The sequence below is a fragment of the Micromonospora sp. NPDC092111 genome, assembly GCF_044755745.1.
Lineage (GTDB): Bacteria > Actinomycetota > Actinomycetes > Mycobacteriales > Micromonosporaceae > Micromonospora.
In genome coordinates this window covers 15,433-42,032 of the sequence record NZ_JBIVRQ010000002.1, presented here as the reverse complement: position 1 = coordinate 42,032, position 26,600 = coordinate 15,433, and the positions used below count along the sequence as shown (strand labels likewise).

General features: G+C 74.5%; 30 protein-coding genes and 2 pseudogenes. 20 read left to right on the top strand and 12 right to left on the bottom strand.

Going from position 1 to position 26,600, the window contains the following annotated elements:
• Positions 1-49: 49 nt before the first annotated feature.
• Positions 50-412, top strand: a complete 363-nt coding sequence (locus ACIQG9_RS06170) for a DUF742 domain-containing protein (protein WP_400398843.1) — start codon at positions 50-52, stop codon at positions 410-412.
• On the top strand, positions 393-1,016 hold the full coding sequence (locus ACIQG9_RS06165) for a GTP-binding protein (RefSeq protein WP_400398842.1): 624 nt from the start codon (positions 393-395) through the stop codon (positions 1,014-1,016). Before ACIQG9_RS06170 ends, ACIQG9_RS06165 begins: the two co-directional genes overlap by 20 nt.
• Before the next feature lie 42 nt (positions 1,017-1,058).
• Here the strand turns inward: ACIQG9_RS06165 and ACIQG9_RS06160 are convergent, their stop codons facing one another.
• Together ACIQG9_RS06160 and ACIQG9_RS06155 are read right to left on the bottom strand one after the other, a co-directional pair.
• The gene (locus tag ACIQG9_RS06160) at positions 1,059-2,147 is read right to left on the bottom strand and encodes a uroporphyrinogen-III synthase (protein ID WP_400398841.1); all 1,089 of its coding nucleotides are present in this window, start codon (positions 2,145-2,147) and stop codon (positions 1,059-1,061) included.
• A pseudogene (locus ACIQG9_RS06155) lies at positions 2,147-2,302 on the bottom strand (nitrite reductase (NAD(P)H) small subunit); the annotation flags it as partial. The gene ACIQG9_RS06160 and the pseudogene ACIQG9_RS06155, both read right to left, overlap by 1 nt.
• A 107-nt stretch (positions 2,303-2,409) precedes the next feature.
• On the opposite strand from ACIQG9_RS06155, the pseudogene ACIQG9_RS06150 reads away from it, so the two are divergent.
• The 7 genes and pseudogenes from ACIQG9_RS06150 to glmM form a co-directional block, all read left to right on the top strand.
• Positions 2,410-2,481: pseudogene (locus ACIQG9_RS06150) on the top strand (ATP-binding protein); the annotation flags it as partial.
• Between the two features lie 266 nt (positions 2,482-2,747).
• On the top strand, positions 2,748-3,446 hold the full coding sequence (locus tag ACIQG9_RS06145; protein ID WP_400398840.1) for a class I SAM-dependent methyltransferase: 699 nt from the start codon (positions 2,748-2,750) through the stop codon (positions 3,444-3,446).
• A 222-nt stretch (positions 3,447-3,668) separates the two neighbouring features.
• On the top strand, positions 3,669-3,926 hold the full coding sequence (locus tag ACIQG9_RS06140) for a DUF6364 family protein (RefSeq protein WP_400398839.1): 258 nt from the start codon (positions 3,669-3,671) through the stop codon (positions 3,924-3,926).
• Positions 3,916-4,209, top strand: coding sequence for a type II toxin-antitoxin system PemK/MazF family toxin (locus ACIQG9_RS06135; RefSeq protein ID WP_400398838.1), 294 nt, complete (start codon positions 3,916-3,918; stop codon positions 4,207-4,209). The genes ACIQG9_RS06140 and ACIQG9_RS06135 overlap by 11 nt, the downstream gene beginning before the upstream one ends.
• A gap of 205 nt (positions 4,210-4,414) precedes the next feature.
• Positions 4,415-4,858, top strand: coding sequence for a 50S ribosomal protein L13 (gene rplM / locus ACIQG9_RS06130; RefSeq protein ID WP_053653864.1), 444 nt, complete (start codon positions 4,415-4,417; stop codon positions 4,856-4,858).
• Between the two features lie 20 nt (positions 4,859-4,878).
• Positions 4,879-5,343 carry a 30S ribosomal protein S9 gene (gene rpsI, locus ACIQG9_RS06125; protein ID WP_088998399.1) on the top strand — a complete coding sequence of 155 codons (465 nt, stop codon included), beginning with the start codon at positions 4,879-4,881 and terminating at the stop codon, positions 5,341-5,343.
• A 117-nt stretch (positions 5,344-5,460) separates the two neighbouring features.
• A complete protein-coding gene (gene glmM / locus ACIQG9_RS06120) occupies positions 5,461-6,816 on the top strand; it encodes a phosphoglucosamine mutase (RefSeq protein ID WP_400398837.1) in 1,356 nt (451 codons plus the stop codon).
• A gap of 73 nt (positions 6,817-6,889) precedes the next feature.
• Here the strand turns inward: glmM and ACIQG9_RS06115 are convergent, their stop codons facing one another.
• Together ACIQG9_RS06115 and ACIQG9_RS06110 are read right to left on the bottom strand one after the other, a co-directional pair.
• Entirely contained in the window at positions 6,890-8,128 is a 1,239-nt protein-coding gene (locus ACIQG9_RS06115) for a pyridoxal phosphate-dependent aminotransferase (protein WP_400398836.1), read from the bottom strand.
• Between the two features lie 31 nt (positions 8,129-8,159).
• Positions 8,160-9,110: an MmpS family transport accessory protein gene (locus ACIQG9_RS06110; RefSeq protein ID WP_400398835.1), complete on the bottom strand. Its 951-nt coding sequence runs from the start codon at positions 9,108-9,110 to the stop codon at positions 8,160-8,162.
• Between the two features lie 231 nt (positions 9,111-9,341).
• Between ACIQG9_RS06110 and glmS the strand changes: the two genes are divergently transcribed.
• Complete coding sequence (gene glmS, locus ACIQG9_RS06105; protein ID WP_400398834.1) at positions 9,342-11,255, top strand: glutamine--fructose-6-phosphate transaminase (isomerizing); 1,914 nt, start codon at positions 9,342-9,344, stop codon at positions 11,253-11,255.
• A gap of 164 nt (positions 11,256-11,419) precedes the next feature.
• On the opposite strand, the gene ACIQG9_RS06100 is transcribed toward glmS, so the two are convergent.
• Positions 11,420-13,063 carry an alpha/beta hydrolase gene (locus tag ACIQG9_RS06100; RefSeq protein ID WP_400398833.1) on the bottom strand — a complete coding sequence of 548 codons (1,644 nt, stop codon included), beginning with the start codon at positions 13,061-13,063 and terminating at the stop codon, positions 11,420-11,422.
• Positions 13,060-13,356 carry a hypothetical protein gene (locus ACIQG9_RS06095; RefSeq protein WP_400398832.1) on the bottom strand — a complete coding sequence of 99 codons (297 nt, stop codon included), beginning with the start codon at positions 13,354-13,356 and terminating at the stop codon, positions 13,060-13,062. The genes ACIQG9_RS06100 and ACIQG9_RS06095 overlap by 4 nt, the downstream gene beginning before the upstream one ends.
• Before the next feature lie 170 nt (positions 13,357-13,526).
• Between ACIQG9_RS06095 and ACIQG9_RS06090 the strand changes: the two genes are divergently transcribed.
• The 6 genes from ACIQG9_RS06090 (at position 13,527) to ung (ending at position 19,069) form a co-directional block, all read left to right on the top strand.
• Complete coding sequence (locus ACIQG9_RS06090) at positions 13,527-13,895, top strand: holo-ACP synthase (protein WP_400398831.1); 369 nt, start codon at positions 13,527-13,529, stop codon at positions 13,893-13,895.
• A gap of 54 nt (positions 13,896-13,949) precedes the next feature.
• Positions 13,950-15,419, top strand: a complete 1,470-nt coding sequence (locus tag ACIQG9_RS06085) for an NAD(P)H-hydrate dehydratase (RefSeq protein WP_400398830.1) — start codon at positions 13,950-13,952, stop codon at positions 15,417-15,419.
• A gap of 60 nt (positions 15,420-15,479) precedes the next feature.
• A complete protein-coding gene (gene alr, locus ACIQG9_RS06080; RefSeq protein WP_400398829.1) occupies positions 15,480-16,598 on the top strand; it encodes an alanine racemase in 1,119 nt (372 codons plus the stop codon).
• Positions 16,595-17,692: an alpha/beta fold hydrolase gene (locus ACIQG9_RS06075; RefSeq protein WP_400398828.1), complete on the top strand. Its 1,098-nt coding sequence runs from the start codon at positions 16,595-16,597 to the stop codon at positions 17,690-17,692. Before alr ends, ACIQG9_RS06075 begins: the two co-directional genes overlap by 4 nt.
• Positions 17,689-18,171 (top strand): tRNA (adenosine(37)-N6)-threonylcarbamoyltransferase complex ATPase subunit type 1 TsaE, encoded by a 483-nt coding sequence (gene tsaE, locus ACIQG9_RS06070; RefSeq protein ID WP_400398827.1) that lies wholly within the window; start codon positions 17,689-17,691, stop codon positions 18,169-18,171. The genes ACIQG9_RS06075 and tsaE overlap by 4 nt, the downstream gene beginning before the upstream one ends.
• 196 nt (positions 18,172-18,367) lie before the next feature.
• Positions 18,368-19,069: a uracil-DNA glycosylase gene (gene ung / locus ACIQG9_RS06065; RefSeq protein WP_400398826.1), complete on the top strand. Its 702-nt coding sequence runs from the start codon at positions 18,368-18,370 to the stop codon at positions 19,067-19,069.
• Here ung and ACIQG9_RS06060 read toward each other — a convergent pair.
• Complete coding sequence (locus ACIQG9_RS06060; protein WP_400398825.1) at positions 19,058-19,207, bottom strand: hypothetical protein; 150 nt, start codon at positions 19,205-19,207, stop codon at positions 19,058-19,060. The two genes, ung and ACIQG9_RS06060, sit on opposite strands and share 12 nt — an antisense overlap.
• 52 nt (positions 19,208-19,259) lie before the next feature.
• A complete protein-coding gene (locus tag ACIQG9_RS06055) occupies positions 19,260-19,580 on the bottom strand; it encodes a helix-turn-helix domain-containing protein (RefSeq protein ID WP_400398824.1) in 321 nt (106 codons plus the stop codon).
• A gap of 251 nt (positions 19,581-19,831) precedes the next feature.
• Here ACIQG9_RS06055 and tsaB point away from each other — a divergent pair, with 251 nt between their 5' ends.
• From tsaB to ACIQG9_RS06035, 4 genes are read left to right on the top strand one after another with little or no spacing between them, the layout of a single operon-like run.
• On the top strand, positions 19,832-20,509 hold the full coding sequence (gene tsaB, locus ACIQG9_RS06050; protein WP_400398823.1) for a tRNA (adenosine(37)-N6)-threonylcarbamoyltransferase complex dimerization subunit type 1 TsaB: 678 nt from the start codon (positions 19,832-19,834) through the stop codon (positions 20,507-20,509).
• 2 nt (positions 20,510-20,511) lie between these two features.
• Entirely contained in the window at positions 20,512-20,967 is a 456-nt protein-coding gene (gene rimI, locus ACIQG9_RS06045) for a ribosomal protein S18-alanine N-acetyltransferase (protein WP_400399269.1), read from the top strand.
• Between the two features lie 6 nt (positions 20,968-20,973).
• Positions 20,974-22,020 (top strand): tRNA (adenosine(37)-N6)-threonylcarbamoyltransferase complex transferase subunit TsaD, encoded by a 1,047-nt coding sequence (tsaD, locus tag ACIQG9_RS06040; RefSeq protein ID WP_400398822.1) that lies wholly within the window; start codon positions 20,974-20,976, stop codon positions 22,018-22,020.
• Between the two features lie 17 nt (positions 22,021-22,037).
• Positions 22,038-22,292, top strand: a complete 255-nt coding sequence (locus ACIQG9_RS06035) for a hypothetical protein (protein ID WP_400399267.1) — start codon at positions 22,038-22,040, stop codon at positions 22,290-22,292.
• Positions 22,293-22,344: 52 nt separating this feature from the next.
• Here the strand turns inward: ACIQG9_RS06035 and ACIQG9_RS06030 are convergent, their stop codons facing one another.
• From ACIQG9_RS06030 to ACIQG9_RS06015, 4 genes are all read right to left on the bottom strand, one after another.
• A complete protein-coding gene (locus tag ACIQG9_RS06030) occupies positions 22,345-23,085 on the bottom strand; it encodes a DUF4142 domain-containing protein (RefSeq protein ID WP_400398821.1) in 741 nt (246 codons plus the stop codon).
• Positions 23,086-23,215: 130 nt separating this feature from the next.
• On the bottom strand, positions 23,216-24,397 hold the full coding sequence (locus ACIQG9_RS06025) for an ROK family protein (RefSeq protein WP_400398820.1): 1,182 nt from the start codon (positions 24,395-24,397) through the stop codon (positions 23,216-23,218).
• A gap of 44 nt (positions 24,398-24,441) precedes the next feature.
• Positions 24,442-25,701, bottom strand: coding sequence for a sugar ABC transporter permease (locus ACIQG9_RS06020; RefSeq protein WP_400398819.1), 1,260 nt, complete (start codon positions 25,699-25,701; stop codon positions 24,442-24,444).
• Complete coding sequence (locus ACIQG9_RS06015; RefSeq protein WP_400398818.1) at positions 25,698-26,519, bottom strand: ATP-binding cassette domain-containing protein; 822 nt, start codon at positions 26,517-26,519, stop codon at positions 25,698-25,700. Before ACIQG9_RS06015 ends, ACIQG9_RS06020 begins: the two co-directional genes overlap by 4 nt.
• Between the last annotated feature and the right edge of the window lie 81 nt (positions 26,520-26,600).

Below are 26,600 nucleotides of genomic sequence, written 5' to 3'. Positions count from 1 at the left end.
GTACCAAGCATCCGGGGTCTGACCCCGGACGGGAGGAGGTGATCGCGGAATGGAACCCCGGCGGGACCCGCGCGGGGCGCTGGTGCGTCCGTACGCGGTCACCCGTGGCCGTACCGAGCCCAGTCGGGACATCGCGCTGGAGGCGGTGCTCACGTCGAGCCCAACCCAGGTCGCCGAGTCCCGCTTCGCCGGGCACGACAAACACCGCATCGCCACGGTCTGCGAGGGTCGCGCGCAGTCGCTGGCGGAGATCGCCGCGTACACCCGGATGCCGCTGGGCGTCGCCCGGGTGCTGGTCGCCGACCTGGTCGCCGATGGCCTGCTCACGCTACACACTGCCGCTCCCGCCGAGGGGTTCGAGGAGCGAATGGAAATCCTTGGAAGGGTGCTAAGTGGACTTCGCAGGCTATGACCCCGCCGGGGCGCGCCAGAGCCGGGGAATCGTCTCCGCGAAGATCGTGGTCGCGGGTGGCTTCGGCGTGGGCAAGACGACCCTGGTCGGCGCGATCTCGGAGATCACTCCGCTGACCACCGAGGCGTTGATGACCGCCGCCGGTGTCGGCATCGACGACCCGTCGAAGGTGCCGGGCAAGGAGACCACCACGGTCGCCATGGACTTCGGCCGGATCACCATGGCGCAGGACCTGATCCTGTACCTCTTCGGCACGCCCGGCCAGACCCGGTTCTGGTTCATGTGGGACGAGATCATCCGGGGTGCGGTGGGTGCCGCCGTCCTGGTGGACACCCGGCGGATCACCGACGCCTTCGCCCCGCTGGACTACTTCGAGAACCGCAAGCTGCCGTACGTGGTCGCGTTGAACCACTTCGACGACGCGCCACAGTACGCGCCGGAGGAGATCCGCGAGGCGCTGGCCATCTCGCGGGACGTGCCGCTGGTGATGTGCGACGCCCGGAACCGGGAGTCGGTCAGGCGGGTGCTGGTGACCGTGGTCGAGCACGCCATGCTCCGGCTCCAGGCCGAGCACGGCCGGGGCTTCCCGACCCCGGTGGGCTGAGGGGGCGGCCCCGCCGCGTCGTCCGGCGTCCGACCGGCCCGGTCAGTCCACCCGGAGCCGGTAGCCGCGCTTGACGACGGTCTGCACCACGCGCGGAGCCCGCAACCCGACCCGTAGCCGGGCCACCGCCATCTCCACCGCGTGCTCGTCCGCCCCCCGGGGCAGGGTGCGCAGCAGTTCGGTCCGGGACAGCACCCGTCCCGGACGGGTGGCGAGCGCCCGCAGTACCGCCATCGGCGCCGGTGCCAGCGGACGCAGTTCCCCGTCGATGACGGCGGCGTGCCCGCGCAGGGTCAGCAGGTGCCCGGCCGCCTTCACGGTGACGGTACGCCGGGGCAGCTCGTCCACGATCGTCCGGACCAGCGCGCCGAGCCGGGCGCGGCTGGGCGCGCTGACCGGCACCCCGCGCCGGACCAGCGGCTCGGCGGTGACCGCGCCGACGCAGCTTGCCAGCACGTCCCCGCGCAACGCCTCCAGCACCGTCTCGGTGCGGTCCCCGGCGGCGCGCAGCAGCGCCTCCGCCGCCGGGGCGGAGGTGAAGGTGACGGCGTCGACCAGCCGGCCGGCGACCAGGTCGATCAGCCGGTGCAGCGGGGCCGGATCGGTGGGTGGGGCCCAGCGGTAGACCGGCACCTCGATCACGGTGGCGCCGGCGGCCTCCAGCGCCTCGGTGCACTCCGGCTGCCGGTCGCCGTGCAACTGCATGGCGATCACCCGCCCGGCCACCCCGCGCCGGCAGAGGTGCTCGACCACCTCCTCGCAGCTCTCCGAGGCCGGCGACCACTGGTCGTGAAGGCCGGCGGCGCGGATCGCGCCCCGCGCCTTGGGGCCCCGGGCGACCACGTAGGCGCGGGAGAGGACGGCCCTCAACGGCTCGGCCAGTCCCCAGCCCTCGGCCGCCTCCAGCCACCCGCGCATCCCGATGCCGGTGTTGGCCATCAGCACGTCCGGTGGCCGGTCGAGGCAGGCCCGGGTGGCCTCCCGCAGGTCGGTGTCGTCGGCCAGCGGCACGATCCGCAGGGCCGGGGCGAGCACCACCCGGGCACCGCGCCGCTGGAGCAGCGCGGCCAGTTCGTCGCGCCGCCGGTCGGCGGTCACCCCGATGGTGAAGCCCGCCAGTTCGTCCCGCATCACTCCTCCTGTCGCAGCCCCACCTCGACCAGGCCGTCCCGGCAGCGGACGTCGTACCGGGGCGGGGTCACCCCGGGCAGGTCCAGGCGGAACCCGGTTCGCAGGTCGTGCGCCTGCTCGTGCAGGGGAGAGGCGACGGTGGGCGCCCCGCCCCGGTCGGGGTGCGGCCGGTCCAGCGGGCGGACTGCGGGCCGGGGGAGGGTGGCCGGGTCGCTCATCGCCGTACCTGGGGCAGGTCGCGGGTGCCCGGCTGGTGGGGTGCAGGTGGGACGAGATCATCCGGGGTGCGGTGGGTGCCGCCGTCCTGGTGGACACCCGGCGGATCACCGCCGCCGGGCGCTGCGGCGTGGCGCGGCACCGGGCCGTACCGGAGTGTGGGGCAGGGGCGGTGCACGGCCGTCTCCCCGGGGTCGGACCCCGGTCGTGTCGCGGCGCGCGCACCGTCTGTCATGTCGGGAAAGCGTGCCGCCGGGGGGTTTCCGACCCGGGTCCCTTCTGTTTCGGCCCTGTCACGGCCGGCGCACACCTGGCCGGGGTGGCCGAGCTATCGATCAGGTCTATGATATGGGACAGTTTTCCTATCATTCGGAATGGTGGACCATGGATGTGGCGGCGGCCTTCGACGCGGTGGCGGGCTCCTACGACCAGGCCCGGCGGCGTCTCGTCCCCTGCTTCGACGACTTCTACGGCACCGCGGTCGAGGTGGCCGCCCCGCCGCTGCGGGCCGCGTTCGCCGCCGGGCGTACCCCGGAGGTGCTCGACCTGGGCGCGGGCACCGGCCTGCTCTCCCTGCTGCTCGCGGCGGCGCTGCCCGGCGTCCGGGTGACCCTGGTCGACGGCGCGCAGCGGATGCTCGCGGTGGCCGCCGAAGGGCTGACCGCCCGGGGCGTGCCACATCGGACGGTCGTCGCCGACCTGGCCGCCCCGCTCCCCGCCGGCCGGTACGACGCGGTGGTCTCCGCGCTGGCCGTCCACCACCTCGACGACGCGGCCAAGCGCACCCTCTACCGGCGGGCGGCCGACGCGCTCCTCCCCGGCGGGGTGATCGTCAACGCCGAGCAGGTGGCCGGCCCCACCCCCGCACTCGACCAGCGGTACGACGACGTCTGGCTGGCCCAGGCCGCCGCGCTCGGCTCGGACGCCGCCGAGATCGCCGCCGCCCGGGACCGGATGCGGCACGACCGCCCGGCGTCGGTGGCCGACCAGTGTCGGTGGCTGGCCGACGCCGGCCTGGTCGACGTGGACTGCTTCTTCAAGGCGTGGCGCTTCGCCGTCCTCGGCGGCCACCGCCCCGCCTGACCACGCCGGAATCCGTCCGCTCCCTGGCCCGGGTCCGTCGGGCGTCGGCCCTGGTCCGGGTCCGGCCCTGACCCGCGCCGGATCGGGGAAACGGCGGGATCGGCCGGGTCGGATGCCGCACTTTCGCCGATCTGGAGTTGATCATGTCGACCGGTTTGGCCGGTTCGCTGGCTGGCGCGCGGGGGGATGACCGCCGGTCATACCAGCGGTAGGCTGATGGGCATGACTGCCAAGGTGACCCTCTCGTTCTCCGACGAGACGATCGAGGAGGCCCGCCGGTTCGCCAGGCGGGAAGGGCTCTCCCTGTCCGCCTGGATGGACCAGGCCGCCCGGGAGAAGGCGCTCCGCGAGGTCTTCACCGCGCACGCCGAGGCGGTCGGCCGGGCCGGGCTCGACCTCGAATCCGCCGCGCTCGCCGACGCCCGCGAGGTGGGGATGGTCGACGACGTGCTCTTCGGCGGTCGCCCGCGTGCTGCGTAGGGGAGAGGTCTGGCGGATCGAGGGCGCCCGGGAACGGCTCGGGCTGGTGGTCAGCTCCGACGTCTACAACTCCACCGACGTGCCGATCGTCATCGTCGCCGAGGTGGTCGAGGCCGCGCTGCTGCGCGACTCCCCGCTCGCCGTGCCGATGGGCGGCCACGTGGTGATGCCCGACCGGCTCTCCTCGCCGATGAAGAAGTGGTTCACCGAGTGCGTGGACGTCGCCGACACCGAGACCATGCAGCGGGTGGGCCGGGCGCTGCGCATCCTCCAGGAGCTCTGACCGCCACGCCTCCGGCCGGGGTGTGACCCTGGTCATCAGCCACGCCGGGTGACCCCCGTTTTGACCAGCAGACCGGGCGCCGGGTATCGTTGCCTGCTGTTGTACGACATCCAGAGGCGTGCCGCATCAGGTACGCTTGGTCGTTCGTGCGCGCCTGGTCACCTCGGCGCGCGACCCCAGACCGACGACGAGACAAGGTAGACCTGTGCGTACGTACAGCCCGAAGCCGGGTGAGATCGAGCGTCAGTGGCACGTTATCGACGCCTCTGATGTCGTGCTGGGCCGCCTGGCCACCCACGCCGCCACGCTGCTGCGCGGCAAGCACAAGCCGACTTTCGCGCCGCACGTCGACACGGGCGACTTCGTCGTCATCGTGAACGCGGGCAAGGTGGCGCTGACCGGCAACAAGCGGCAGACCAAGGTCGCCTACCGCCACTCCGGCTACCCGGGTGGCCTGAAGCAGATCGGCTACGACGAGCTGCTGACCAAGCGTCCCGAGCGGGCCATCGAGCTGGCCGTGAAGGGGATGCTCCCGCACAACAAGCTCGGCCGTCAGCTCATCAAGAAGCTGAAGGTCTACGCCGGTGCCGAGCACCCGCACCTCGCGCAGCAGCCGGTGCCGTTCGAGATCAAGCAGATCGCGCAGTGAGCGCGGGCGAAGGAAGCAGCATGACCGACATCACCGAGACCGAGGTTGCCCCCGAGGCCACCGAGGCGCCGGCGCCCGTCGCCCGCGCGCCGCGTGGTGACCGCCCGATCCAGACCGTCGGCCGCCGCAAGGAGGCCATCGTCCGGGTCCGCATCGTCCCCGGTAGCGGCAAGATCACCTGCAACGGCCGCGACCTCGAGGCCTACTTCCCGAGCAAGGTGCACCAGCAGCTCATCAAGGACCCGCTGGTGACCGCCGAGAAGCCCGAGGCGTTCGACGTCATCGCCAACCTGCGTGGCGGCGGCACCACCGGCCAGGCCGGTGCGCTGCGGCTGGCCATCGCCCGGGCGCTGATCGTCAACGAGCCGGACGACCGCCCGGCCCTGAAGAAGGCCGGCTTCCTGACCCGTGACGCCCGGGTCAAGGAGAGCAAGAAGTACGGCCTCAAGAAGGCCCGTAAGGCTCCTCAGTACTCGAAGCGCTGATCACCAACAGCGCGTTGTACTTCTGACGGACGGCCGGTCCGCCTCCCCTGGACGGGGAGGTGGACCGGCCGTTCCGCTTTCTCCTCTCATCGGCAGTTTCATCGGAGGTTGGCGGGTATGGGGCGGTTGTTCGGCACGGATGGCGTACGCGGGCGGGCGAACGCGGATCTCACCCCGGAGTTGGCGCTCGCGGTGGCGGTGGCCGCCGCCCACACGCTGGCCGAGTCGGACCGCAGCCACCCCCCGCTGGCGGTGGTCGGCCGGGACACCCGGGCCAGTGGCGAGATGCTGGAGGCCGCCGTGGTCGCCGGCCTGACCAGCGCCGGCGCCAACGTGGTCCGGGTCGGCGTGCTGCCCACCCCCGCGGTGGCGTTCCTGACCGCCGAGGCCAAGGCCGACCTGGGCGTGATGCTCTCCGCCTCGCACAACCCGATGCCCGACAACGGGATCAAGCTCTTCGCCGCCGGCGGTCACAAGCTGCCCGACGAGATCGAGATGCGGATCGAGGCGGCCGTCGAGGCGAACGCCACCACCGCGTGGAAGCGGCCGGTCGGGGCCGGCGTCGGCCGGGTGCACGACCTGCTCGACGGTGCCGACCACTACGTGCAGCACCTGGTCGGCACGGTGCCGCACCGCCTCGACGGGATCAAGGTGGTGGTCGACTGCGCCAACGGCGCCGCCGCCGACGTCGCCCCGGTGGCCTACCGGGAGGCCGGCGCCGAGGTCATCGCGATCCACGCCGAGCCGGACGGCCTCAACATCAACGACGACTGCGGCTCCAACCACATCGACAGCCTGCGCGCCGCCGTGGTGGAGCACGGCGCCCACCTCGGCATCGCCCACGACGGCGACGCCGACCGGTGCGTCGCGGTCACCGCCGACGGCGAGGAGGTCGACGGCGACCAGGTGATGGCGATCCTCGCCCTGGCCATGCGGGAGGCCGGGGAGCTGACCCAGGACACCCTGGTCGCCACGGTGATGAGCAACCTCGGCCTGCGGCTGGCCATGTCCGGGCAGGGCATCCGGCTGGTCGAGACCAAGGTCGGCGACCGGTACGTCCTGGAGGAGCTGCGCGCCTCCGGCCTCGCCCTCGGCGGCGAGCAGAGCGGCCACATCGTGATGCCCGCGTACGCCACCACCGGCGACGGCGTGCTGACCGGGCTGCACCTGATGGCGCGGCTGGCCGCCACCGGCCGGTCGCTGGCCGAGCTGGCCTCGGTGGTCACCAAGCTGCCGCAGGTGCTGATCAACGTGCCGGTGGGCGACCGGACGGCCGGCGCGGCGGCTCCCGCCGTCCGGGCCGAGGTCGAGCGGGCCGAGGCCGAGCTGGGCGAGACCGGCCGGGTGCTGCTGCGCCCGTCCGGCACCGAGCCGCTGGTGCGGGTGATGGTCGAGGCCGCCACCGAGGCGACCGCCCAGTCGGTGGCCGAGCGGATCGCCGAGCACGTCCGCGCCGCCAGCCCGACGGCCTGACGCTCCACCCGGCCCCGGCCCCGGACGGGGACGGGGACGGTCAGGACGCTACCGAGCTGATGGCGTCGACGGATCACCGGTCGCGGCCCGGCTCCCGCCGCTGGCGGTGGAGGCCGGCGTCCGCGCCGGCCAGGGCGCGGAGCCGGGTGACCGCCTCGGTCAGTACCTCGGGCCGCTTGCAGAAGGCGAACCGGACCAGCCGCCGGCCGGCCTCCGGGTCGTCGTAGAAGACCTGCGTCGGTACGGCCACCACACCGCAGCGCTCCGGCAGTGACCGGCAGAACTCCACCCCGTCCCGCCCGCCGAGCGGGCCGACGTCGGCGGTGACGAAGTACGTCCCCTCCGGGGTGAGCACCCCGAACCCGGCGTCGGTCAGGCCGGCGGCGAGCAGGTCCCGCTGCCGCTGGAGCCCGTCCCGGAAGCCGGTGAAGTAGGCGTCCGGCAGGGCCAGCGCCACGGCGACCGCCGGTTGCAGTGGCGCCGCGTTGACGAAGGTGAGGAACTGCTTGATCCGCAGCACCGCCGCGACCAGCGGAGCCGGACCGCTCACCCAGCCGACCTTCCAGCCGGTGCAGGAGAACGTCTTGCCGGCCGACGAGATGCGCAGGGTGCGCTCCCGCATCCCCGGCAGGGTGGCCAGCGGCAGGTGCCGGGCGGCGGCGTCGGTGAAGACCAGGTGCTCGTACACCTCGTCGGTGACCGCGTACCCGTCGTGCTCCTGACAGAGCGCGGCGACCAGCGCTAACTCCTCGGCGGTGAAGACCTTGCCGGTCGGGTTGTGCGGGGAGTTCAGCAGGACCAGCCGGGTGCGGGGCCCGAACGCGGCGCGCAGCTCCGCCGGGTCGAAGGCGTACCGGCCGTCGTCGCCGGGGCGCAGGGTGACCGGTCGGCGCACCGCGCCGGCCAACGCGATCGAGGCGGCGTACGAGTCGTAGTACGGCTCGAAGCACACCACCTCGTCGCCCGGCTCGCAGAGGGCGAGGATGCTGGCGGCGATCGCCTCGGTGGCGCCGGCCGTGACGACGACCTCGCCGTCGGGGTCGTACGTCAGGCCGTGGAAGCGGCGCTGGTGGTCGGCGACGGCCCGGCGCAGCGCGGGGATCCCCGGGCCCGGCGGGTACTGGTTCTGCCCGCCGCGCAGCGCCTCCGCGGCGGCGGCCAGCATCTCCGGTGGCCCGTCCGTGTCCGGGAAGCCCTGGCCCAGGTTGACCGCGCCGGTGCGCACGGCGAGCGCGGACATCTCCGCGAAGATGGTCGTCCCGAACGGGCGCATCCGGGCCACCAGCGGGTCGACATCGGTCGGCGTCGTCACGTCCGCCAGCCTACGACCCGCAGCCACCGGTTCACCTGATCGGTCTGCCGTGGCATTCCACCAGCCAGAAGTCTTCGCCGGCCACCCTGGTCACCGGGGGCCGGCCGGCCAGGGTGGTGGTGCACCGGAACGCCCCGTCGTTGCCGGCCGTCCGCCGGGCGGTGACCAGCACCCGGTTCGGGTCGTCGGTGCGGATCTTCATCCGCCAGGGCAGCCGGACCCGGTCCTGTTGGATGAAGTAGCCGTCGCCGTCGTAGTACTGGATGTCGACCGGGCCGGTGCCGGTCACCTCGTAGGTCACCGGGTACCGGCCCGGCCCGCCGGACGGCTTCGTGGCGGGTGCCGACGGCTGGTAGGGCTGCGGCGGGCTCCAACTGGGTTCGGGCTCCGCCTCGGGGTAACCGTCGTCGAAGGGGTCACCGTACGGTTCCTCGGCCACCGGCTCCGGTGCGTAGCGTCCGAGCAGCAGGCCGCCCACCCCGAGACAGCCGCAGAGCCCCACGGCGAGCACCGCGACCACGGCCACCACGATGCCCACCACCCGGCCGGTGCCGGTGGAGGTTTGCCCGCCCCGCGCGGGGTACCCGGGGTGGGCGAACGGCGGCGGGTAGCCCGGCGGCGGCCAGCCGGTCGCCGGCCCGTCGAAGGTGGCGCCGGGAAACGTCGTCGGGTGTCCGGGTGGCCCGGCGGGAACGGTCGGAGGGCCGGCTGGTGCCGCTCCGGGCGGTGCCGCGGGCGCGGGGCCGGCGGGAACGGTCGGAGGGCCGGCTGGTGCCGCTCCGGGCGGTGCCGCGGGCGCGGTGCCGTCCCACGGGCCGGTGGCCCACGGGTCGGGCGGCGCCCAGGGCTGCGGCACGGCGAGCGGGTCCGGCGGGGTCCAGGCGGGTGTGGAGGAGGGCGCGGCGGCGGACTGGTCCGGGGTGGGGGTGCCGGAGCCACCGGCGGGGGTCGGCTGCTCGCCGGTGGCTGACGGGTCGGACATGGGTGCTCCGGAGCGGGGGAGGGGACACATGGTGGGAGCGGGCCGTCCCAGGGACGTTCCGGGCCGCCGAGAGACTGTCGTACCGGCGCGCCCCCCGCAACCCCGTACTCGCCGCACGGGGCGGACGATCGTCCGGTTGCCGCCCGTCGTGGGCCGATCGCTCAAATTCAGTGATTGTTTACCCGACTTCTGCGCACGCGAGGTGAGCGAAACTGGGTTAGGCTGCGGACCATGTGTGGAATCGTGGGTTACGCCGGCTCCCGCCCGGCGCTCGGCATCGTGCTCGACGGACTGCGGCGGCTGGAGTACCGGGGCTACGACTCGGCCGGGGTCGCGATCGTCTGCGACGACGAGCTGCTGACCGAGAAGAAGGCCGGCAAGCTGGCCAACCTGGAGAAGGTCCTCGCCGAGCGGGCCGCCGGCGACCCCACCGCCTGCGCCGCCAGCCCGATCGGCATCGGCGACGGCACCACCGGTATCGGCCACACCCGCTGGGCCACCCACGGCGGCCCGACCGACCGCAACGCCCACCCGCACCTCGCCCCCGACGGCCGGGTGGCCGTGATCCACAACGGCATCATCGAGAACTTCGCCAAGCTCCGGGCTGAGCTGGAGGACGACGGCGTCCAGTTCGCCAGCGACACCGACACCGAGTGCGCCGCCCACCTGCTGTCCCACGCGCTCGCCGAACTGCGCGCGGCCGGCGAGGCCGACGGCCCGAAGCCGCTCGCCGCCGCCATGCGGGTGGTCTGCCGGCGGCTGGAGGGGGCGTTCACCCTGCTCGCCGTCGACGCCGCCGTGCCCGGCGCGGTGGTCGGCGCCCGACGCAACTCGCCGCTGGTGGTCGGCCGGGGTGACGGCGAGAACTACCTGGCCAGCGACGTGGCGGCGTTCATCGAGCACACCCGCGAGGCGGTCGAGCTGGGCCAGGACCAGATCGTGCTGATCACCGGCGACAGCATCGAGATCACCGACTTCGACGGCCAGCCCGCCACCGGCAAGGACTTCCACATCGACTGGGACTCCTCCGCCGCCGAGAAGGGCGGCTACGACTGGTTCATGCTCAAGGAGATCGAGGAGCAGCCGCAGGCCATCGCGGACACCCTGCTCGGCCGGCTCACCGAGACCGGCGAGATCGCCCTCGACGAGGTCCGCCTCAGCGACCAGGACCTGCGCGACGTCGACAAGATCTTCATCGTCGCCTGCGGCACCGCGTACCACTCCGGGCTGGTCGCCAAGTACGCCATCGAGCACTGGACCCGGATCCCGTGTGAGGTCGAGCTGGCCAGCGAGTTCCGCTACCGCGACCCGGTGCTCGACCGGTCGACGCTGATCGTGGTGATCTCGCAGTCCGGCGAGACCATGGACACCCTGATGGCGCTCCGGCACGCCAAGGAGCAGAAGGCCCGGGTGCTGGCCATCTGCAACACCAACGGCTCCACCATCCCGCGCGAGTCCGACGCGGTGCTCTACACCCACGGTGGCCCGGAGATCGCGGTCGCCTCGACCAAGGCGTTCCTCACCCAACTGGTGGCCTGCTACCTGATCGGCCTGCACCTGGCCCAGGTGCGCGGGATCAAGTTCGCCGACGAGGTGGGCGCGGTGGTGGCCCAGCTCCAGGAGATGCCGGGCAAGTTGCGCGACCTGCTCGCGCGGATCGAGCCGGTGCGGGAGCTGGCCCGGGAGCTGAAGTCCGAGCCGACGGTGCTGTTCATCGGCCGCCACGTCGGCTACCCGGTGGCGCTGGAGGGCGCGCTCAAGCTCAAGGAGCTGGCGTACATGCACGCCGAGGGGTTCGCCGCCGGCGAGCTGAAGCACGGCCCGATCGCCCTGATCGACAAGGGCACCCCGGTGATCTGTGTGGTGCCGTCCCCGGTCGGCCGGGGCATGCTGCACGACAAGGTCGTCTCCAACATCCAGGAGGTCCGCGCCCGGGGTGCCCGGACCATCGTGATCGCGGAGGAGGGCGACGAGGCGGTGGTCCGCTACGCCGACCACCTGATCTACGTGCCGCGCACCCCGACCCTGCTCGCACCGCTGGTCACCACCGTGCCGTTGCAGGTGTTCGCGGCCGAGATCGCCGCCGCCCGGGGGCACGACGTCGACCAGCCGCGCAACCTGGCGAAGTCGGTCACCGTCGAGTAGCTGCCGCCACGTCGCAGCCGGTGCCCCGCCGCCCGTGCCCACGGCCGGTGGGGCACCGTCGTTCCCGGCCCGTGTCGATGGGGCCCCGTCGTTCCCGGCGCGTGTCGGTGGGGCACTGTCGTTCCCTGCCGGGACACCGTCGTTCCCGGCCATCCGGGGACCGGTCATCGGCCCAGCACGATCCGGGCCATGCCGTCCAGGGCCGGATTGCCGGGCTCCCAGTAGCCGGTGTGGCCGTACCGGCCGCTGGGGAAGGTACGGCCGCCGAAGGCGGGATCGCTCGGATCGTGCCCGAACCACAGCCGGTGGTCGTCGGGGCGGAGCAGCCAGCCGGCACTGGCCAGCGGCGAGGCGGCGAGCACCGCCCGGCCGGCCAGCTCCCGGGGCGGCTCGACCAGCCGGATCACGTCGTTCGGGGCGGTGCTCGCCCAGACCCGGTCCGCCGGGAGGCCCAGCGCCCCGGCCCGGTCCACCCCGACGCCGGGTGCGCCGACGAAGGCCAGCGCGTCGGCGTCGAGCCCGTAGTCCCGGGCGGCGCTGCCCACCACCAGCGAGCCGTAGGAGTGCCCCAGCACCGTCTGTCGGGCCGCCGGCCCCTCGTGGGTGGCGCGCAGCCCCTCCTGGAAGCGGTGCAAGGCCGGCCCGGCGTCCCGGGCCTGGGCCGCGCCGGCCGCCTCGGTGAGGAAATCAGGGGCGTCGTAGTCCAGCCAGAGCACCGCGGCCGTCTCCTCGCCGGGAGCGAGGTCGCCGCACCGGGCCTGCACCCGAGCGGCCCGCCCCAGCTCGCCGGGGACGTCGGCGAGGTCGGTCGTCATCCCCGGCACGTAGGTCAGCACCCGGGCGGCCCGGTCCGGGTTGCCCAGCGCCACGATCGCCCGCCCGTCGCCGCGTGGGTCCAGCCCCAGCAGGTACGCCCGGGGCGGCGTCGACGCGAGCCGCCCGGCGAGCCGGTCCAGTACGGTCAGGGCCGCCGCGACCCGGCGCAGGCCGGCCCGGTCGCGGGGGACCCGGCCGGCCAACGCCCGGCGCTCGGCCAGCAGGGCCTCCCGGCGGCCGGCCAGCAGCAGCCGGTTCGCCTGGTCCCGGGCGGCGGCCGGCACCCCGTCGAGCCGGCCCACCCAGCCCGGCTCGTGGACCACCAACCACCGCCGCTGTGCCGGGCTCAGACCAGCCCACCAGGCCCGGACCGCCGCCGGGGCGGCGTCGCCCGCCGGTCGCCCCGGCGGTGGCCCGTCGACCCAGCCGGTGCGGGCCGCCAGGGACAGCTCGACCAGCCGGGCGGCGGCCTCCCGGTCGGCCGCGTCGGCGAGGGTGAGCGCGTCCCGGACCGCCGCCGCCACCCGGTCGAGTGCCGCCCGGTCACCCCCGGCCCGGCCGCCGGGGAGTTCCGCCGAGCCGCCCCGGCCGACCGGGCCACCCGGGACGGCTCCCGACTCCGGGCCACGCCACACCGGGACGGCCGGGCCCACCCCACCGTGCCGGTCGACCGCCACGCCGGTGCGGTCGGCCAGCGCCACCGCGTCGGCCAGCCGGGCCTTCGCCACCCGGAGCCGGCCGGCGAACTCGGCGAGCACCTGGTCGGTCTCGACCAGCGCCGGCAGCACCGTGACCAGTTCCGCCCGGAGCCCGTCGATCCGCCCGCCGGCCGCCGTGGCCGCGCCGCCGGACCAGCCCGCCCGCAGCGCCGCCGCCCGGTCGGCCAGCCCGGCCCGCCGTCGCCGCACCGGCTCGGCCAGCCCGCGCCAGGCCACCCCGGCCTCGTCCCAGCTCCCCGGGGCGGCCGCCCAGAGCTGGGCGTATCCGGTCACCGGGGCCGCCCGGCCAGCCGCCCGGCGGCCCGGTCGTCGGCCGCCGCGTACGCCTCGGCGGCGGCGCGCAGGGCGGTGCCGGTCTCCGCCACCCGGACGCCCAGCGCCCCGTGCCAGGCGTGCACCGCCGACTCCAGCCGGACCAGGGCGGCGGCGGCCCGCCAGCCCGGCGCGGACACCACCAGACCCGGCCCGCCCGCCAGCCCGTGTGCCAGCGCATACGCCTCGTCGGCCAGCCCGCCCGCCGTCGCCCGCAGCACCGACAGGTCCACCGCCACCGGCTCCTCGCCCATCCCGCGCCCTCCTCCGCCCCCGTGGTCCGCCCGACGTTAGGCCGCCGGTCGGGTGCCGGATCGACCCTGTGGACGACGGGCGGTGGTCGTACCCGGAGGTTTTCCACAGGCATTGCCCACCGTGGAGTCGGCGGCTAATCTGCCCCCTCGGCGCCGGTAGGGTGAGTCTCGTGATCGTCGCGGTCGGTATCGACGTCGTGCTGGTGGACCGGTTCGCCCGGGCCCTGGCCCGGACGCCGCTGCTGGCCGACCGGCTCTTCACCGCGGGAGAGCGGTTCACCGGCTCGGGCAACCCGCGTTCGCCGGAGTCCCTGGCGGCCCGGTTCGCCGCCAAGGAGGCGGTCGCCAAGGCGCTCGGCGTTCCGGTCGGGTTGAGCTGGCACGACTGTGAGATCGTGGCCGACCCGGACGGCCGACCCTGGCTCACCGTCGCCGGCACGGTGGCGGCGGCGGCGACCGAACGCGGGATCAACCGCTGGCACCTCTCGCTGTCCCACGACGGCGGGATCGCCTCGGCCATGGTGGTCGCGGAGGGCTGATCGACCGGGCGGGCCACCCCGGTCCGCCCCAGGTGACGGACGGGACGGGGTGGCATGGAACCGGTGTGGCGGGTGGCGGACGTACGCGCGGCGGAGGCCGGCCTGATGGCCACCGTGCCGCCCGGGACGCTGATGCAGCGGGCGGCGGCCGGGCTGGCCCGCCGCTGCGCCCTGCTGCTCGCCGACCGGGGCGGGGTGTACGGCGCCCGGGTGCTGCTGCTGGTCGGCACCGGCGACAACGGCGGGGACGCGCTGTACGCGGGTGAACGGCTGGCCCGCCGGGGCGCGCTGGTCTCGGTGCTGCCGCTCACCCCCGGGCGGGCGCACGCCGAGGGGCTGGCCGCGCTGCGGGCCGTCGGCGGCCGGCTGGTCGACGCCCCGCCGGCCACCGTCGACCTGGTGCTCGACGGGATCGTCGGGATCGGGGGCACCGGCGGGTTGCGGGAGGCGGCCGACCGGCTCGCCGTCGACCTGCCCGCGCTGCGCGGCCGGGACGGCGGCCGGGCCACCGTGGTGGCGGTGGACGTGCCCAGCGGGGTGGCGGTGGACACCGGGCACGTGCCGCTGGACGCGTCGGGTCGGCCGGGCGCGGTCCGGGCGGACGTCACGGTGGCCTTCGGCGGGCTCAAGCCGGCCCTGGTGGTCGGTCCGGCGGCCCCGCTCGCCGGGCACGTGGAGCTGGTCGACATCGGGCTCGGCCCGTGGCTGCGCGGCACCCCGGCGCTGTCGGTGACCGAGTGGTCGGACGTGGTCGACTGGTGGCCGCGTACCGGCCCGTCCACCGAGAAGTACCGCCGGGGGGTGGTCGGGGTGGCCACCGGCTCCCGGACGTACCCGGGGGCGGCGGTGCTGTCGGTGGGCGGCGCGCTGGCCGGCCCCACCGGCCTGGTCCGGTACGCCGGTGGGGCCCGGGACGAGGTGGTGCGGGAGCACCCGTCGGTGATCGCCACCGACCGGGTCGCCGGGGCCGGCCGGGTGCAGGCCTGGGTCTGCGGCTCCGGCCTGGGCACCGGGGAGCAGGCCGGCGCGGAGCTGCGGGCGGTGCTGGCCGCGCCGGTGCCGGTGGTGCTCGACGCGGACGCGCTGACCCTGCTGGTGGACGGCTCGCTGGCCGACCGGCTGCGCCACCGGGACGCCCCGATCGTGGTCACCCCGCACGACCGGGAGTTCACCCGGCTGTGCGGCGAGGAGCCGGGGGCCGACCGGGTCGCCGCCGCGCTGCGGCTGGCCGCCTGGATGAACGCCACGGTGCTGCTCAAGGGGGACCGCACGGTGGTCGGCACCCCGGACGGCCGGGCGTACGTCAACCCGACCGGCAGCCCGGTGCTGGCCACCGGGGGCACCGGGGACGTGCTGGCCGGGCTGCTCGGCTCGCTGCTCGCCGCCGGGCTGGCCCCGGAGCGGGCGGCGGTCGTCGCGGCGTACCTGCACGGGTTGGCCGGGCGGGAGGCGGCCCGGAGCGGGCCGGTGACCGCGCCGGACGTGGTGGCCGCGCTGCGCCCGGTGGTCGCGCCGCTGCTCTGACCGGGCGCTCCGGTCCGCGTCCGTCGGCCGGTTGATCACTGACGCAAGTAGGCTGGGCGTATGTGGCAGGCCGAGGTGCGCGTCGATCTGGACGCGATCCGTGACAACGTGGCCCGGCTCCGGTCGGGCACCAGCGCCGAGCTGATGGCGGTGGTGAAGGCCGACGGGTACGGCCATGGCATGGTCCCGTCCGCCCGGGCCGCGCTCGACGCCGGGGCGGACTGGCTCGGGGTGTGCACCCTCGACGAGGCGCTGACCCTGCGCCGGGCCGGGATCACCGCGCCGGTGCTGGCCTGGCTGCTCGACCCGGGGCTGCCGCTGCACGAGGGGGTGGCCGCCGGGGTGGACCTGGCCGCCGCGAGCCTGCCGCAGCTCGACGAGATGGTCGAGGCGGGTCGGGCCGCCGACCGGCCGGCGCGGCTGCACCTGAAGATCGACACCGGGCTGGCGCGCGGCGGGGCCACCGTCGCCGACTGGCCGGCCCTGCTGGAGGCCGCCGCGAAGGCCCAGGCCGGCGGCCTGGTCGAGGTGGTCGGGGTGTGGAGCCACTTCGTGTACGCGGACTCGCCCGGCCACCCCACCACCGATCGGCAGTTGGCGGTCTTCCACGAGGGGCTGGACATGGTCGAGCGGGCGGGTCTGCGCCCCCGCTACCGGCACCTGGCCAACTCGGCCGCCACCCTGACCCGCCCGGACACCCACTTCGACCTGGTCCGGCCCGGGATCGCCGTGTACGGGCTGTCGCCGGTCGCCGGTGCGCAGTTCGGGCTGCGGCGGGCGATGACCGCCCGGGCCCGGGTGATGCTCACCAAGCGGGTCCCCGCCGGCACCGGCGTCTCGTACGGCCACACGTACACCACCGAGGCGGCGGCGAACCTGGCGGTGGTCCCGCTCGGCTACGCCGACGGGGTGCCCCGGCACGCCTCCAACGTCGGCCCGGTGCAGCTCGGCGGGAAGCGGCGCACCATCTCCGGCCGGGTCTGCATGGACCAGTTCGTGCTGGACTGCGGCGAGGACGAGGTGGCCGCCGGTGACGTGGCCACCCTGTTCGGCAGCGGCGTCGACGGCGAGCCCACCGCCGACGACTGGGCCGAGGCGGTCGGCACGATCAACTACGAGATCGTCACCCGGTTCGGCGGGGTCCGGGTGCCCCGGGTCTACGACGGCGAGCGCCGGTGAGCGCCCCGCACCGGTTCCGGGTGCCCCGGCCGAGGAGCGCCGCCGGGAAGGTGGCCGGCGTGGTGGGGGCCGCGGTGGGGGTGGCCGCCGCCGGGCTGGCCGCCGGGGTCGCCACCGAACGCGCGCTGATCCGCCGGCTCAAGGCCGACCCCGCCGACCCGTACGCCGGTGAGGACTTCGGCACGCAGCGGTACGACGAGGCGTTCCGGCTGGAACTGCCGGACGGCACCGACATCCACGTCGAGGTGGTCGAGCCGACCCGCCCGGTCCAGGGGCAGCCGACGGTGGTGCTGGTGCACGGCTTCTGCCTGGACATGGGGACGTTCCACTTCCAGCGCCAGTTGCTCGCCGCGCGCGGCGACTACCGGATCGTCGCGTACGACCAGCCGGGGCACGGTCGGTCGGGGCGGTTGGTGACCGGCGAGTACGACCTCGCCGCGCTGGGCCACACTTTGCGCCGGGTGATCGACCGGACCGCCCCGGAGGGGCCGCTGGTGCTGGTGGGTCACTCGATGGGCGGGATGACCATCATGGCCTTCGCCGAGGCGTACCCGGAGATGTTCGGCGACCGGGTGGTCGGCACGGTGCTGATGGCCACCTCGGGCGGCCTGCTGGCCGAGACCAAGCTGGTCGCGCCGGCGCTGCTCGGCCGGGTCGGCTCACCGGTGCTCTACATGATGAGCAACGCCACCCGGTACGGCGGCCTGGTGATCGACCGGGCCCGGAAGTCCACCTCCAACGTGGCCTGGCTGCTGACCCGCCGGTACGGCTTCGGCACCCCGAAGCCGAGCCCGAGCCTGGTGTCGTACGTCGAGCGGATGAACTCCCGTACCTCGGCCGACACGGTGACCCGCTACCTGCGGACCCTCGCCACCCACTCCCGGTTCCCGGCGCTGGCCGCGCTGAGCGGCACACCGGTGCTGGTAGTGGTGGGGGACAAGGACATGATCACTCCGGTGACCCACTCGGAGGAGATCGTCCGCCGGCTCCCGCACGCCGAGTACGTCAAGATCCACGACAGTGGGCACGTGGTGATGCTGGAGCACGCCGACGAGGTCAACGCCGCACTGGAACGTTTCCTGGAGGGGCTGTGACCGTGACCGTCACGCTGCCGACGGTCGAGGACACGCACGCCTTCGGCCGCCGGCTGGCCGGGCTGCTGCGCGCCGGTGACCTGCTGCTGCTCACCGGCCCGCTGGGGGCCGGCAAGACCGCGCTGACCCAGGGACTCGGCGCCGGCCTCGGGGTACGCGGCGACATCACCTCGCCGACCTTCGTGATCGCCCGGGTGCACCGGCCCGATCCGGCGCGCGGCGGCACGGTGGCCTTGGTGCACGCCGACGCGTACCGGCTGGGCGACGCCACCGACCCGCGCGCCGAGATCGACGACCTGGACCTGGACGCCTCGGTGGACGACTCGGTGACCGTGGTCGAGTGGGGCGAGGGCCTGGTCGAGCAACTCGTCGACGCCCACCTGCGGGTGCGGATCGACCGGCGGGACGACGACACCCGGTTGGTCGCGCTGGAGCCGGTCGGTGGCGACTGGGCGCAGCGGCTGGCCCCCCTGCGCTGATCCGCCCGCGTTCGACACCGGACGGTCCGCAGGCGCACCGTCGGAGCGGCGGCCCGGCCTGGGCGGCGGCCCGGCGCGGGGCGGCGGCGGAGGGCGGGGCCCGGCGCGGGGCGGCGGCGGAGGGCGTGGCCCGGTGCCGGGCGTTGTCAGACCCGCTGCCTACAGTGCCGGGGAAACCGACTGCGAAAGGTTGCCGATGCCCGACGACGCCCCCACCCTCGACCTGCTGGCGCTGCTGCCGGAGGCGTGGCGTGCCGTGCTCACCCCGCACCTGGACCCGGGCCGGACGGCCGCGCTGGCCGACTTCGTCGCCCGGGAGTACGCCACCCACACGGTCTTCCCGCCGATCGAGGACCTCTTCTCCGCGTACCGGCTGTGCGGGCCGGAGCAGTGCCGGGTGCTGATCCTCGGGCAGGATCCGTACCACAAGGCGGGGCAGGCGCACGGGCTGAGCTTCAGCGTGCGTGAGGGGGTGTCGGTGCCGCCGTCGTTGCGCAACGTCTTCAAGGAGCTGGGCGAGGACCTGGGCGTGCCGAAGCCGCGCGGCGGCAACCTGGACGGCTGGGCGGCGCAGGGGGTGCTGCTGCTCAACTCGGTGCTCACCGTCCGCCAGGCCAGCCCCGGCTCGCACGGCAACAAGGGGTGGGAGGAGTTCACCGACGCCACCATCCGCGCCCTGGACGCCCGCGACGAGCCGGTGGTCTTCCTGCTCTGGGGCGGGTACGCCCGCAAGAAGGCCGCCCTGGTCACCAACCCCCGGCACGTGGTGCTGGAGGCCGGCCACCCGAGCCCGATGAACCCGCGCGGCTTCCTCGGCAGCCGCCCGTTCAGCGCCGCCAACAAGGCGCTCGCCGACGCCGGTCTGCCCACCATCGAGTGGGAACGCTCAGCCGGCTGATCCGGCCCGGTCGGCGGTCCGGCGCTCACGCTGGCGCTGACGGTGGCGGTGGAGCAGGTCGGCGGCGCGCGGGTCGCAGGCGGTGAACCGGGCGGAGTCGCGCCAGCGGACGGCGATCTCGACCGCGTCGGCCGGCACCGGGGCGCCCTGGAGCAGCGCGGCGGTGCTGCCGGTCAGCAGGTGTGGCAGGTCACCCAGCCGGTCCAGCAGGCGGTCCAGGCTCAGCTCGTCGATCCGGTCGACGAGTGGCTGGGCGGCGAGGGCGTCCAGCCGCGCGTCGAGGTGGGCTGTCCAACTCCTCGACGGTGACGGCGAGTTGCAGGTCGAGGGCGGCGAAGAGCCGTTCGAGCAGCGGAATCGCCGGCACCCGGCCGCCCCGCTCGAACCGGGCCACGGCGCTCTGGCTCGTCCCGGCCCGGTCTGCCAACTGCTGCTGGGTGATCCTCCGGGACTCGCGTTCCCGGCGGAGGGTCGTGGCGATCTCGGTGGCGAGGCGACTACTCTCGGGCATCTTCGCATGATGGTGTGTCGGGGTGAGCGATATGCCGCTCTGGCATGTTTATGCCTCACCGGCATATCGCTCGCCGAGACACGTGGGTGATGAGCCGAGGCCCGGTCCCGGGTCGTGGCATGTGTGCCGGCCCGGGCCCCGGAGCCGGGGTCGTGGGAGTGAGCCGGGGTCGGAGCCGGAGGCTGAGGGGGCGAGGGCCAGCGGGCGGGGTGTGACCGGGTGTCACGGGCGGACGGCTAGGCTGGCTTACCGTGCTCGTACTGGTGGTGGACTCCTCGACCCCCGCGGTGACCGCGGCGCTGGCCGAGGTCACGGCGGACGGCGTCGCATTGCGCGCGTACCGGTGCACGGTCGACGCGCGGGCCCACGGCGAACTGCTCGCCCCGCACGTCGACGCGGTGCTCACCGACGCCGACGCCAGGCCGGGTGACCTCGCCGCGATCGTCGCCGGCCTCGGGCCCGGCCCGTTCACCGGGCTCCGGGTGGGGCTGGTCACCGCGGCCACCATGGGCCAGGTGCTCGGCATCCCCACGTACGGTGTCTGCTCGCTGGACGGCATCGGCCACCCGGCGGCGGCCGGCGAGCCGGTGCTGGCCGCCGGCGACGCCCGCCGCCGGGAGGTCTACTGGGCGGTCTACGACGGCGCGGGTCAGCGGATCGCCGGGCCGGACGTGGACGCCCCGGCGGTCGCCGCCGCCCGCGCCCGCGACCTGGCCGTCACCGGGGCGGTGGGGGACGGCGCCCACCGCTACGCCGACGTGCTCGGCCTGCCGCTGCGCGCCGAACCCCGCTACCCGGACCCCGCCGCGCTGGTCACCCTGGCCGCCGAGCGGATCCGGGCCGGCGCGCCGACCGAGGCGCTCACCCCGCTGTACCTGCGCCGGCCGGACGCGGTGGCCGCGACGGCCCGCAAGCCGGTGCTGCCGTGACCGTGCGACTCGACCGGTTCCGCTGGTGGCACATCGACGAGGTGCTGCCGATCGAGGCGGACCTCTTCGGCGCCGAGCAGTGGTCGGCGGCCATGTTCTGGAACGAGTTGGCCAGCGGGCACCACTACCGGGTCGCCCTGGACGCCGACGGTGGCCTGCTGGGCTACGCCGGGCTGACCGTCGAGCCGGGCGGCGAAGTGGGCGGCGAGGCGTGGGTGCAGAACATCGCGGTCCGCCGGGACGCCCAGCGGCGTGGGGTGGGCCGGGCCCTGCTGACGGACCTGCTGGCCGAGGCGGCCCGGCGGGGCGCGGGCAGCGTCCTGCTGGAGGTCGCCGCCGACAACGCCCCCGCCCAGCGGCTCTACGCGGCGTACGGCTTCGAGCCGATCGGCGTGCGCCGCGGCTACTACCAACCGAGCAACACCGACGCGCTGGTCATGCGGCGCGACCAGGACTGAGGAGCCATGGCTGACGAACCCCTGATCCTCGGCATCGAGACCTCCTGCGACGAGACCGGCGTGGGCATCGTGCGCGGGCACACCCTGCTCGCCGACGCGTTGGCCTCCAGTGTGGACGAGCACGCCCGGTTCGGCGGGGTGGTGCCCGAGGTCGCCAGCCGCGCCCACCTGGAGGCCATCGTGCCGACCATGGACCGGGCGCTGCGGGAGGCGGGGGTGACCATCGCCGACATCGACGCGATCGCGGTCACCTCCGGTCCCGGCCTGGCCGGTGCCCTGCTGGTCGGGGTGGCCGCCGCCAAGGGCTACGCGCTGGCCGCCGAGAAGCCGGTGTACGGGGTGAACCACCTCGCCGCGCACGTCGCGGTGGACACCCTGGAGCACGGCCCGCTGCCCGAGCCGGCGATCGCCATGCTGGTCTCCGGCGGGCACTCCTCGCTGCTGCTCGTGGACGACCTGGCCCGGGGGGTCACCCCGCTCGGGGCGACCATCGACGACGCGGCGGGGGAGGCGTTCGACAAGGTGGCCCGGCTGCTCGGGTTGCCGTTCCCCGGTGGCCCGTACATCGACCGGGAGGCGCGCGCCGGTGACCCGGCGTCGATCGGCTTCCCGCGTGGCCTCACCGCCGCGAAGGACCTCGCCGCGCACCGGTACGACTTCTCCTTCTCGGGGTTGAAGACGGCGGTGGCGCGTTGGGTGGAGGGGCGGCAGCGGGCCGGCGAGCCGGTGCCGGTGGCCGACGTGGCCGCGTCCTTCCAGGAGGCGGTCTGCGACGTGCTCACCGCCAAGGCGCTCGCCGCGTGCCGGGCGCACGGGGTGGACACGCTGGTGATCGGCGGGGGAGTGGCGGCCAACTCGCGGCTGCGGGCGATGGCCGAGCAGCGGGCGGAGAAGTACGGCGTCCGGGTCCGGGTGCCCCGGCCGGGGCTCTGCACCGACAACGGGGCGATGGTGGCGGCGCTCGGCGCGCACCTGGTCGCCGCCGGGGTGGCGCCGAGCCGGCTGGACCTGCCCGCCGACTCGGCGATGCCGCTGACCACGGTCAGCGTGTGACGGGAGGGACGGCCGACGTGATCGTGCGGATGTGGGAGGCGCGGGCGGAGCCGTACGGCGTCGCCGACCTGATCACCTGGGTGTGCGAGACCGCGCTGCCCGAGTTCGAGCACGACCCGCTGCACCTGTCCAGCGAGGTCTTCTCGTCCACCGACCACCGGGTGGTGGTGATCTCGAAGTGGCGCAGCGGGCCGCGCGCCCTGCCGGAGCCACCGGCCACGCTGGTGGCCCGACCCCCGCACTCCTGGGACTTCACCCAGGTCGACCGCTGATCCGGCGACGGCCCGAGGCGTACCGCCCCGGGCCGTCCGTACCGGCGTCAGGTCAGCTCCGGCGCATGATCCGCCAGGTGGCGTAGCCACCGGTGCCGAGCGCGAGCAGGAACACCGCCCAGACCACGGTGGTGCTGGCCGCGATCGACGGCCCGGAGGTGGCGCCGGCCTGCGCCGCGGCGATCAGCGAGTCGCTCTGCGCGGGAGGCAGCGCGGCCGGGGGCATCTGCTGCCAGCGGACCAGCCCGGTGCTCTCCAGCATCGCCATGTGGTCGTTGACGAACTTGTTGGCCTCGTCGGCGAGCTTGCGGACGGTGGCGTCCCGGGTGCTGGCCCGGACCGCGCCGATCACCGGGAAGATCTTGCCGTGGGCCACCCGGAGCCGGGTCACGAAGATCTGGTCGAACTGGGCGCCGGTGGCGGCCTGCATCTCGGCCAGCCACCCCTTCTGCTCGGCGCTGGGATCGGTCGGCAGGGTCGTGCCCAGCTTGTTGGCGGCCTGGACCACCAGTTCGTCGAGGACCCCGTGCTGCCGGGCGATCTCCGCCCCGACCTCCCGTACCTTGGCGGACTGGCCCTTCTCGGCGGCCATCTGGCCGGCCGGCATCTCCCACAGGCCGGCGAGCCGGACGCCGTTGAGCAGCGTCATGTCGGCGGCGTTCAACTGGGAGCCGGGTGCGGCGACGGCCATGCCGGGCAGGACGACGAGCCCGGCCAGGAGCGTGACGAGCAGCACCGCCACCCGGTGGGTCCGGTGCCCTCGCCGACGACGTGCGGATTCCAGCGGTGCCATGCTGCGGTGCCTCCTCGGTCCGGGCCGATCTGTCCTGCGGGGCAGCGACCCGCAGGCTGCCCGTCCGTCCACTGGTACGGATCACCGGGCCGATCAGTTCACCGGGACTCAGGAAGTGCTGAGTGGCGACTCAGCCGACGTCGAGGGGGTCGGCGAGGAGGCGCTCGAAGGCCAGCTCGGCCGCGCCGATCAGCGCGGCGTCGTCACCGAGCTTGGGGGTGCGCAGCCGGACGTGCTCCAGGCAGGCGGGCAGCCCGATCTGGTTGAGCCGGCTGCGGACCTGGGCGGCGGCGGCCAGGTAGAGGTCCCGCATGGTGCCGCCGAAGATGACCATCTCGGGGTTGAAGATGTTGACCAGGTTGGCCACCCCGAACCCGAGCCAGTCGCCGGCCTGCCGTACCGCGGTCTGGGCACGGGCGTCACCGCGGTCGGCCGCGTCGAAGACGGCCAGCAGCGCGTCCCGGCCCCGGGCGTCGGAGCGGCTGGCGGCCCGGAGCAGCCCGTGCTCGCCGATCTCGGTCTCCCAGCAGCCCCGGGAGCCGCACTCGCAGGGCGTGCCGTCCCGCACCACCACCATGTGCCCGACCTCGCCGCTGTACCCGCCGTGGCCGGTCAGCCGCCGGCCCCCGGCGATGATGCCGGCGCCCACGCCGACGTCGCCGTACAGGTAGATGACGTTGTCGCAGCCGGCGGCGACGCCCCGGGCGTGCTCGGCGAACGCGGCCACGTCGGCCACGTTGCCGACCGTGACCGGCACGTCCACGCCCAGTTCGTCGGCGAGCGCGCCGCCGATCGGCTCGTCCACCCACCCGGTGGACGGGCCGAGCCGGACCAGCCCGTCCGCCTTGCGGACCATGCCGCAGACGGCGACCCCGGCACCGACGCAGATCGACCCCGCCGGCACCCGCTCGCGCATCTGCTTGAGGGCGCCGGCCAGCAGCGGCGCGGTCTCCCCGGCGTCCAGGCCACGCGGCCGGTCCAGGTCGTGGCGGTCCAGCACCTCACCGCCGAGACCGACCCGCGCGGCCCGCAGCCGGTCCACCTCGATCGAGTACGCGTACGCGTAGACCCGGGCCGACTCGGGCCGGACGACCAGCGACGGCCGTCCGGCCCGACCGGTCTCCTTCGGTGTCCCCTCGCTGACCAGACCGACGCCGGCCAGGTCGGCGGTGAGCGCGCCGATGGTGCTGCGGTTGAGCCCGAGGGTGTTGGTGAGCTCGGCACGGGAGGTGGCGCCGTGCACGTGCACGTGCCGCAGCAACGCACCGAGGTTCTGCCGCCGGATCTCGTCCTGGCTCGGTCCTACCCGCATCGTTCCTGGCACTCCGTGTCCCCGCCGCTCAGCGTGGCGCGCGGTCAGCGCGTGCCGGTGGACGCGGTACGCCGGCGGGACAGCGCGTCCACGCTGGCCGCGAGGAGCAGCACCACACCCGTCACCACGTACTTGACTCCCGAGCTGTAACCCATCAGGCCCATGCCGTTGTCGATGACGGCGACCACGGCGCCACCGAGCACCGCGTCGAGGACACGGCCCTTGCCGCCGAAGAGGCTGGTGCCACCGATCACCGCCGCGCCCACGGCGTACAGCAGTACGTTACTGCCCCCGGTGTTCGGGTCGACGGAGTTGGCCCGGCTGGCGGCGACGATGCCGCCGACGGCGGCCATCGCCGAGCAGATCACGAAGACCGAGATGCGGATCCGGTCCACGTCGATGCCGGCCCGCCGGGCGGCCTCCTTGTTGCCGCCGACGGCGTAGACGTGCCGGCCGTAGCTGGTCCGCTGGAGCACGAAGGTCCAGGCGATCAGCAGCACCGCGATGACCGGCACCACGATCGGCACGCCCTTGAGCGAGCTGACCAGGACGTTGCGGCTGCGCTCCAGGTTGAGCACGTAGACGGCGGTGCCGAGGATGACCGCCAGCGCGAGGATCCGGCCCAGCACCACGGCCACCGGGTCGGTGACCAGACCTCGGGTGGCGCGGGTGCGGTGCTGGAGGAGCTGCACGGCGGCGTACCCGCCGACGCCGAGGACGGCGAGCAGCCAGCCGATCACCGGGGGCAGGTTGCGGTTGGCGATGGCGACCAGCACGTCGTCGCGCACCGAGATGTTGCTGCCCTCCTTCATCAGCATCAGCACGATGCCCTGGAAGGCGAGGAAACCGGCGAGGGTGACCACGAAGGACGGGATGCCGACCTTGGCGACCAGCAGGCCGAGGGCGGTGCCGATGACGACGCCGGTGGCGATGGCGGCGAGCACCGCCACGTACCACGGGTAGCCGAGCACCGTGGCGACGTTGGCCAGGATGGCCGCGCAGACGCCGCTGGCGAAGCCGGCGGAGAGGTCGATCTCGCCGAGCAGCAGGACGAAGACGAGCCCCATCGCGATCAGGGTGACCGCGGCGCCCTGGGTGAACAGGTTGGCGAAGTTGCCGGCGGAGAGGAACGACGGTCGCATGATCGAGAAGACCGTGCAGAGCACGATCAGGCCGAGCACCGCGGGGAGGGCGCCGATGTCGCCGCCGCGGACCCGACCCCAGTAGTTGCGGGCGTGGCTGCCGACGGTGGCCGGCGGTGTGACCGACGCCGGGCCCTCCTGCTTGACGGCGGTGGTGGTCATCGGACGGCTCCCGAGGTGGTGTCGGTGGACCCCGTGGCGTTACCGGCGTTGCCGGCACCCGACTCGGCGAGGCCGAGGGAGCCCGAGCGGCCGGCGGTGATCAGCTCGACCACCTGCGAGTGGGTGATGTCGATGGTCTTCACCTGGGCGACCATCTGCCCGAGGTAGAGCGCGGCGATCCGGTCGGAGACGGCGAAGACGTCGTTCATGTTGTGCGAGATCAGCACCACGGCCAGACCCCGGTCGGCGAGCCGGCGGACCAGCTCCAACACCTGGGCGGTCTGGGCGACGCCGAGCGCGGCGGTCGGCTCGTCGAGGATGACCAGCTTGCTGTTCCAGAGCACCGCCTTGGCGATGGCCACGGTCTGCCGCTGGCCGCCGGAGAGGCTGGAGACGTGCTGCCGCAGGGACTTGACCGTGCGGACGCTGAGCCCGGCCAGGGTCTCGGCGGCGAGCTGCTCCATGGTGGGCTCGTCGAGCACGATCCCGCTGCGCTTCTCCCGACCGAGGAACATGTTCTGCACGATGTCCAGGTTGTCGCAGAGCGCGAGGTCCTGGTAGACGACCTCGATGCCGAGCGCGGCGGCGTCCCGGGGGCTGTTGATGGTGACCGGACGGCCCTCGAAGAGGAACTCGCCGGAGTCGGTCGGGTAGATGCCGCTGATGCACTTGACCAGGGTCGACTTGCCGGCACCGTTGTCGCCGACCAGCGCGGTCACCTCACCGGGGTGGGCGGCGAGGGCGACGTCGCGCAGCACCTGGACGGGACCGAAGCTCTTGTCGATCCCGCGCAATTCCAGCAGGGGGGTCGCGGACACGGGGGTCTCCTTTGCGCGGAGGGGAGGTCTCGGAGCCCGTCCGACGGCGGGGCGTCGCCCGGCACGTGACAACCGTGCCGG

Excerpts from the sequence above, each read along its gene's own strand:
- ACIQG9_RS06170 (WP_400398843.1), top strand. The coding sequence starts at position 50 with ATGGAACCCCGGCGGGACCCGCGCGGGGCGCTGGTGCGTCCGTACGCG.
- ACIQG9_RS06160 (WP_400398841.1), bottom strand. The coding sequence starts at position 2,147 with ATGCGGGACGAACTGGCGGGCTTCACCATCGGGGTGACCGCCGACCGG.
- ACIQG9_RS06145 (WP_400398840.1), top strand. The coding sequence starts at position 2,748 with ATGGATGTGGCGGCGGCCTTCGACGCGGTGGCGGGCTCCTACGACCAG.
- ACIQG9_RS06140 (WP_400398839.1), top strand. The coding sequence starts at position 3,669 with ATGACTGCCAAGGTGACCCTCTCGTTCTCCGACGAGACGATCGAGGAG.
- rpsI (WP_088998399.1), top strand. The coding sequence starts at position 4,879 with ATGACCGACATCACCGAGACCGAGGTTGCCCCCGAGGCCACCGAGGCG.
- glmM (WP_400398837.1), top strand. The coding sequence starts at position 5,461 with ATGGGGCGGTTGTTCGGCACGGATGGCGTACGCGGGCGGGCGAACGCG.
- ACIQG9_RS06110 (WP_400398835.1), bottom strand. The coding sequence starts at position 9,110 with ATGTCCGACCCGTCAGCCACCGGCGAGCAGCCGACCCCCGCCGGTGGC.
- glmS (WP_400398834.1), top strand. The coding sequence starts at position 9,342 with ATGTGTGGAATCGTGGGTTACGCCGGCTCCCGCCCGGCGCTCGGCATC.
- ACIQG9_RS06095 (WP_400398832.1), bottom strand. The coding sequence starts at position 13,356 with ATGGGCGAGGAGCCGGTGGCGGTGGACCTGTCGGTGCTGCGGGCGACG.
- ACIQG9_RS06085 (WP_400398830.1), top strand. The coding sequence starts at position 13,950 with ATGGAACCGGTGTGGCGGGTGGCGGACGTACGCGCGGCGGAGGCCGGC.
- alr (WP_400398829.1), top strand. The coding sequence starts at position 15,480 with ATGTGGCAGGCCGAGGTGCGCGTCGATCTGGACGCGATCCGTGACAAC.
- ung (WP_400398826.1), top strand. The coding sequence starts at position 18,368 with ATGCCCGACGACGCCCCCACCCTCGACCTGCTGGCGCTGCTGCCGGAG.
- ACIQG9_RS06055 (WP_400398824.1), bottom strand. The coding sequence starts at position 19,580 with ATGCCCGAGAGTAGTCGCCTCGCCACCGAGATCGCCACGACCCTCCGC.
- tsaD (WP_400398822.1), top strand. The coding sequence starts at position 20,974 with ATGGCTGACGAACCCCTGATCCTCGGCATCGAGACCTCCTGCGACGAG.
- ACIQG9_RS06030 (WP_400398821.1), bottom strand. The coding sequence starts at position 23,085 with ATGGCACCGCTGGAATCCGCACGTCGTCGGCGAGGGCACCGGACCCAC.
- ACIQG9_RS06025 (WP_400398820.1), bottom strand. The coding sequence starts at position 24,397 with ATGCGGGTAGGACCGAGCCAGGACGAGATCCGGCGGCAGAACCTCGGT.
- ACIQG9_RS06020 (WP_400398819.1), bottom strand. The coding sequence starts at position 25,701 with ATGACCACCACCGCCGTCAAGCAGGAGGGCCCGGCGTCGGTCACACCG.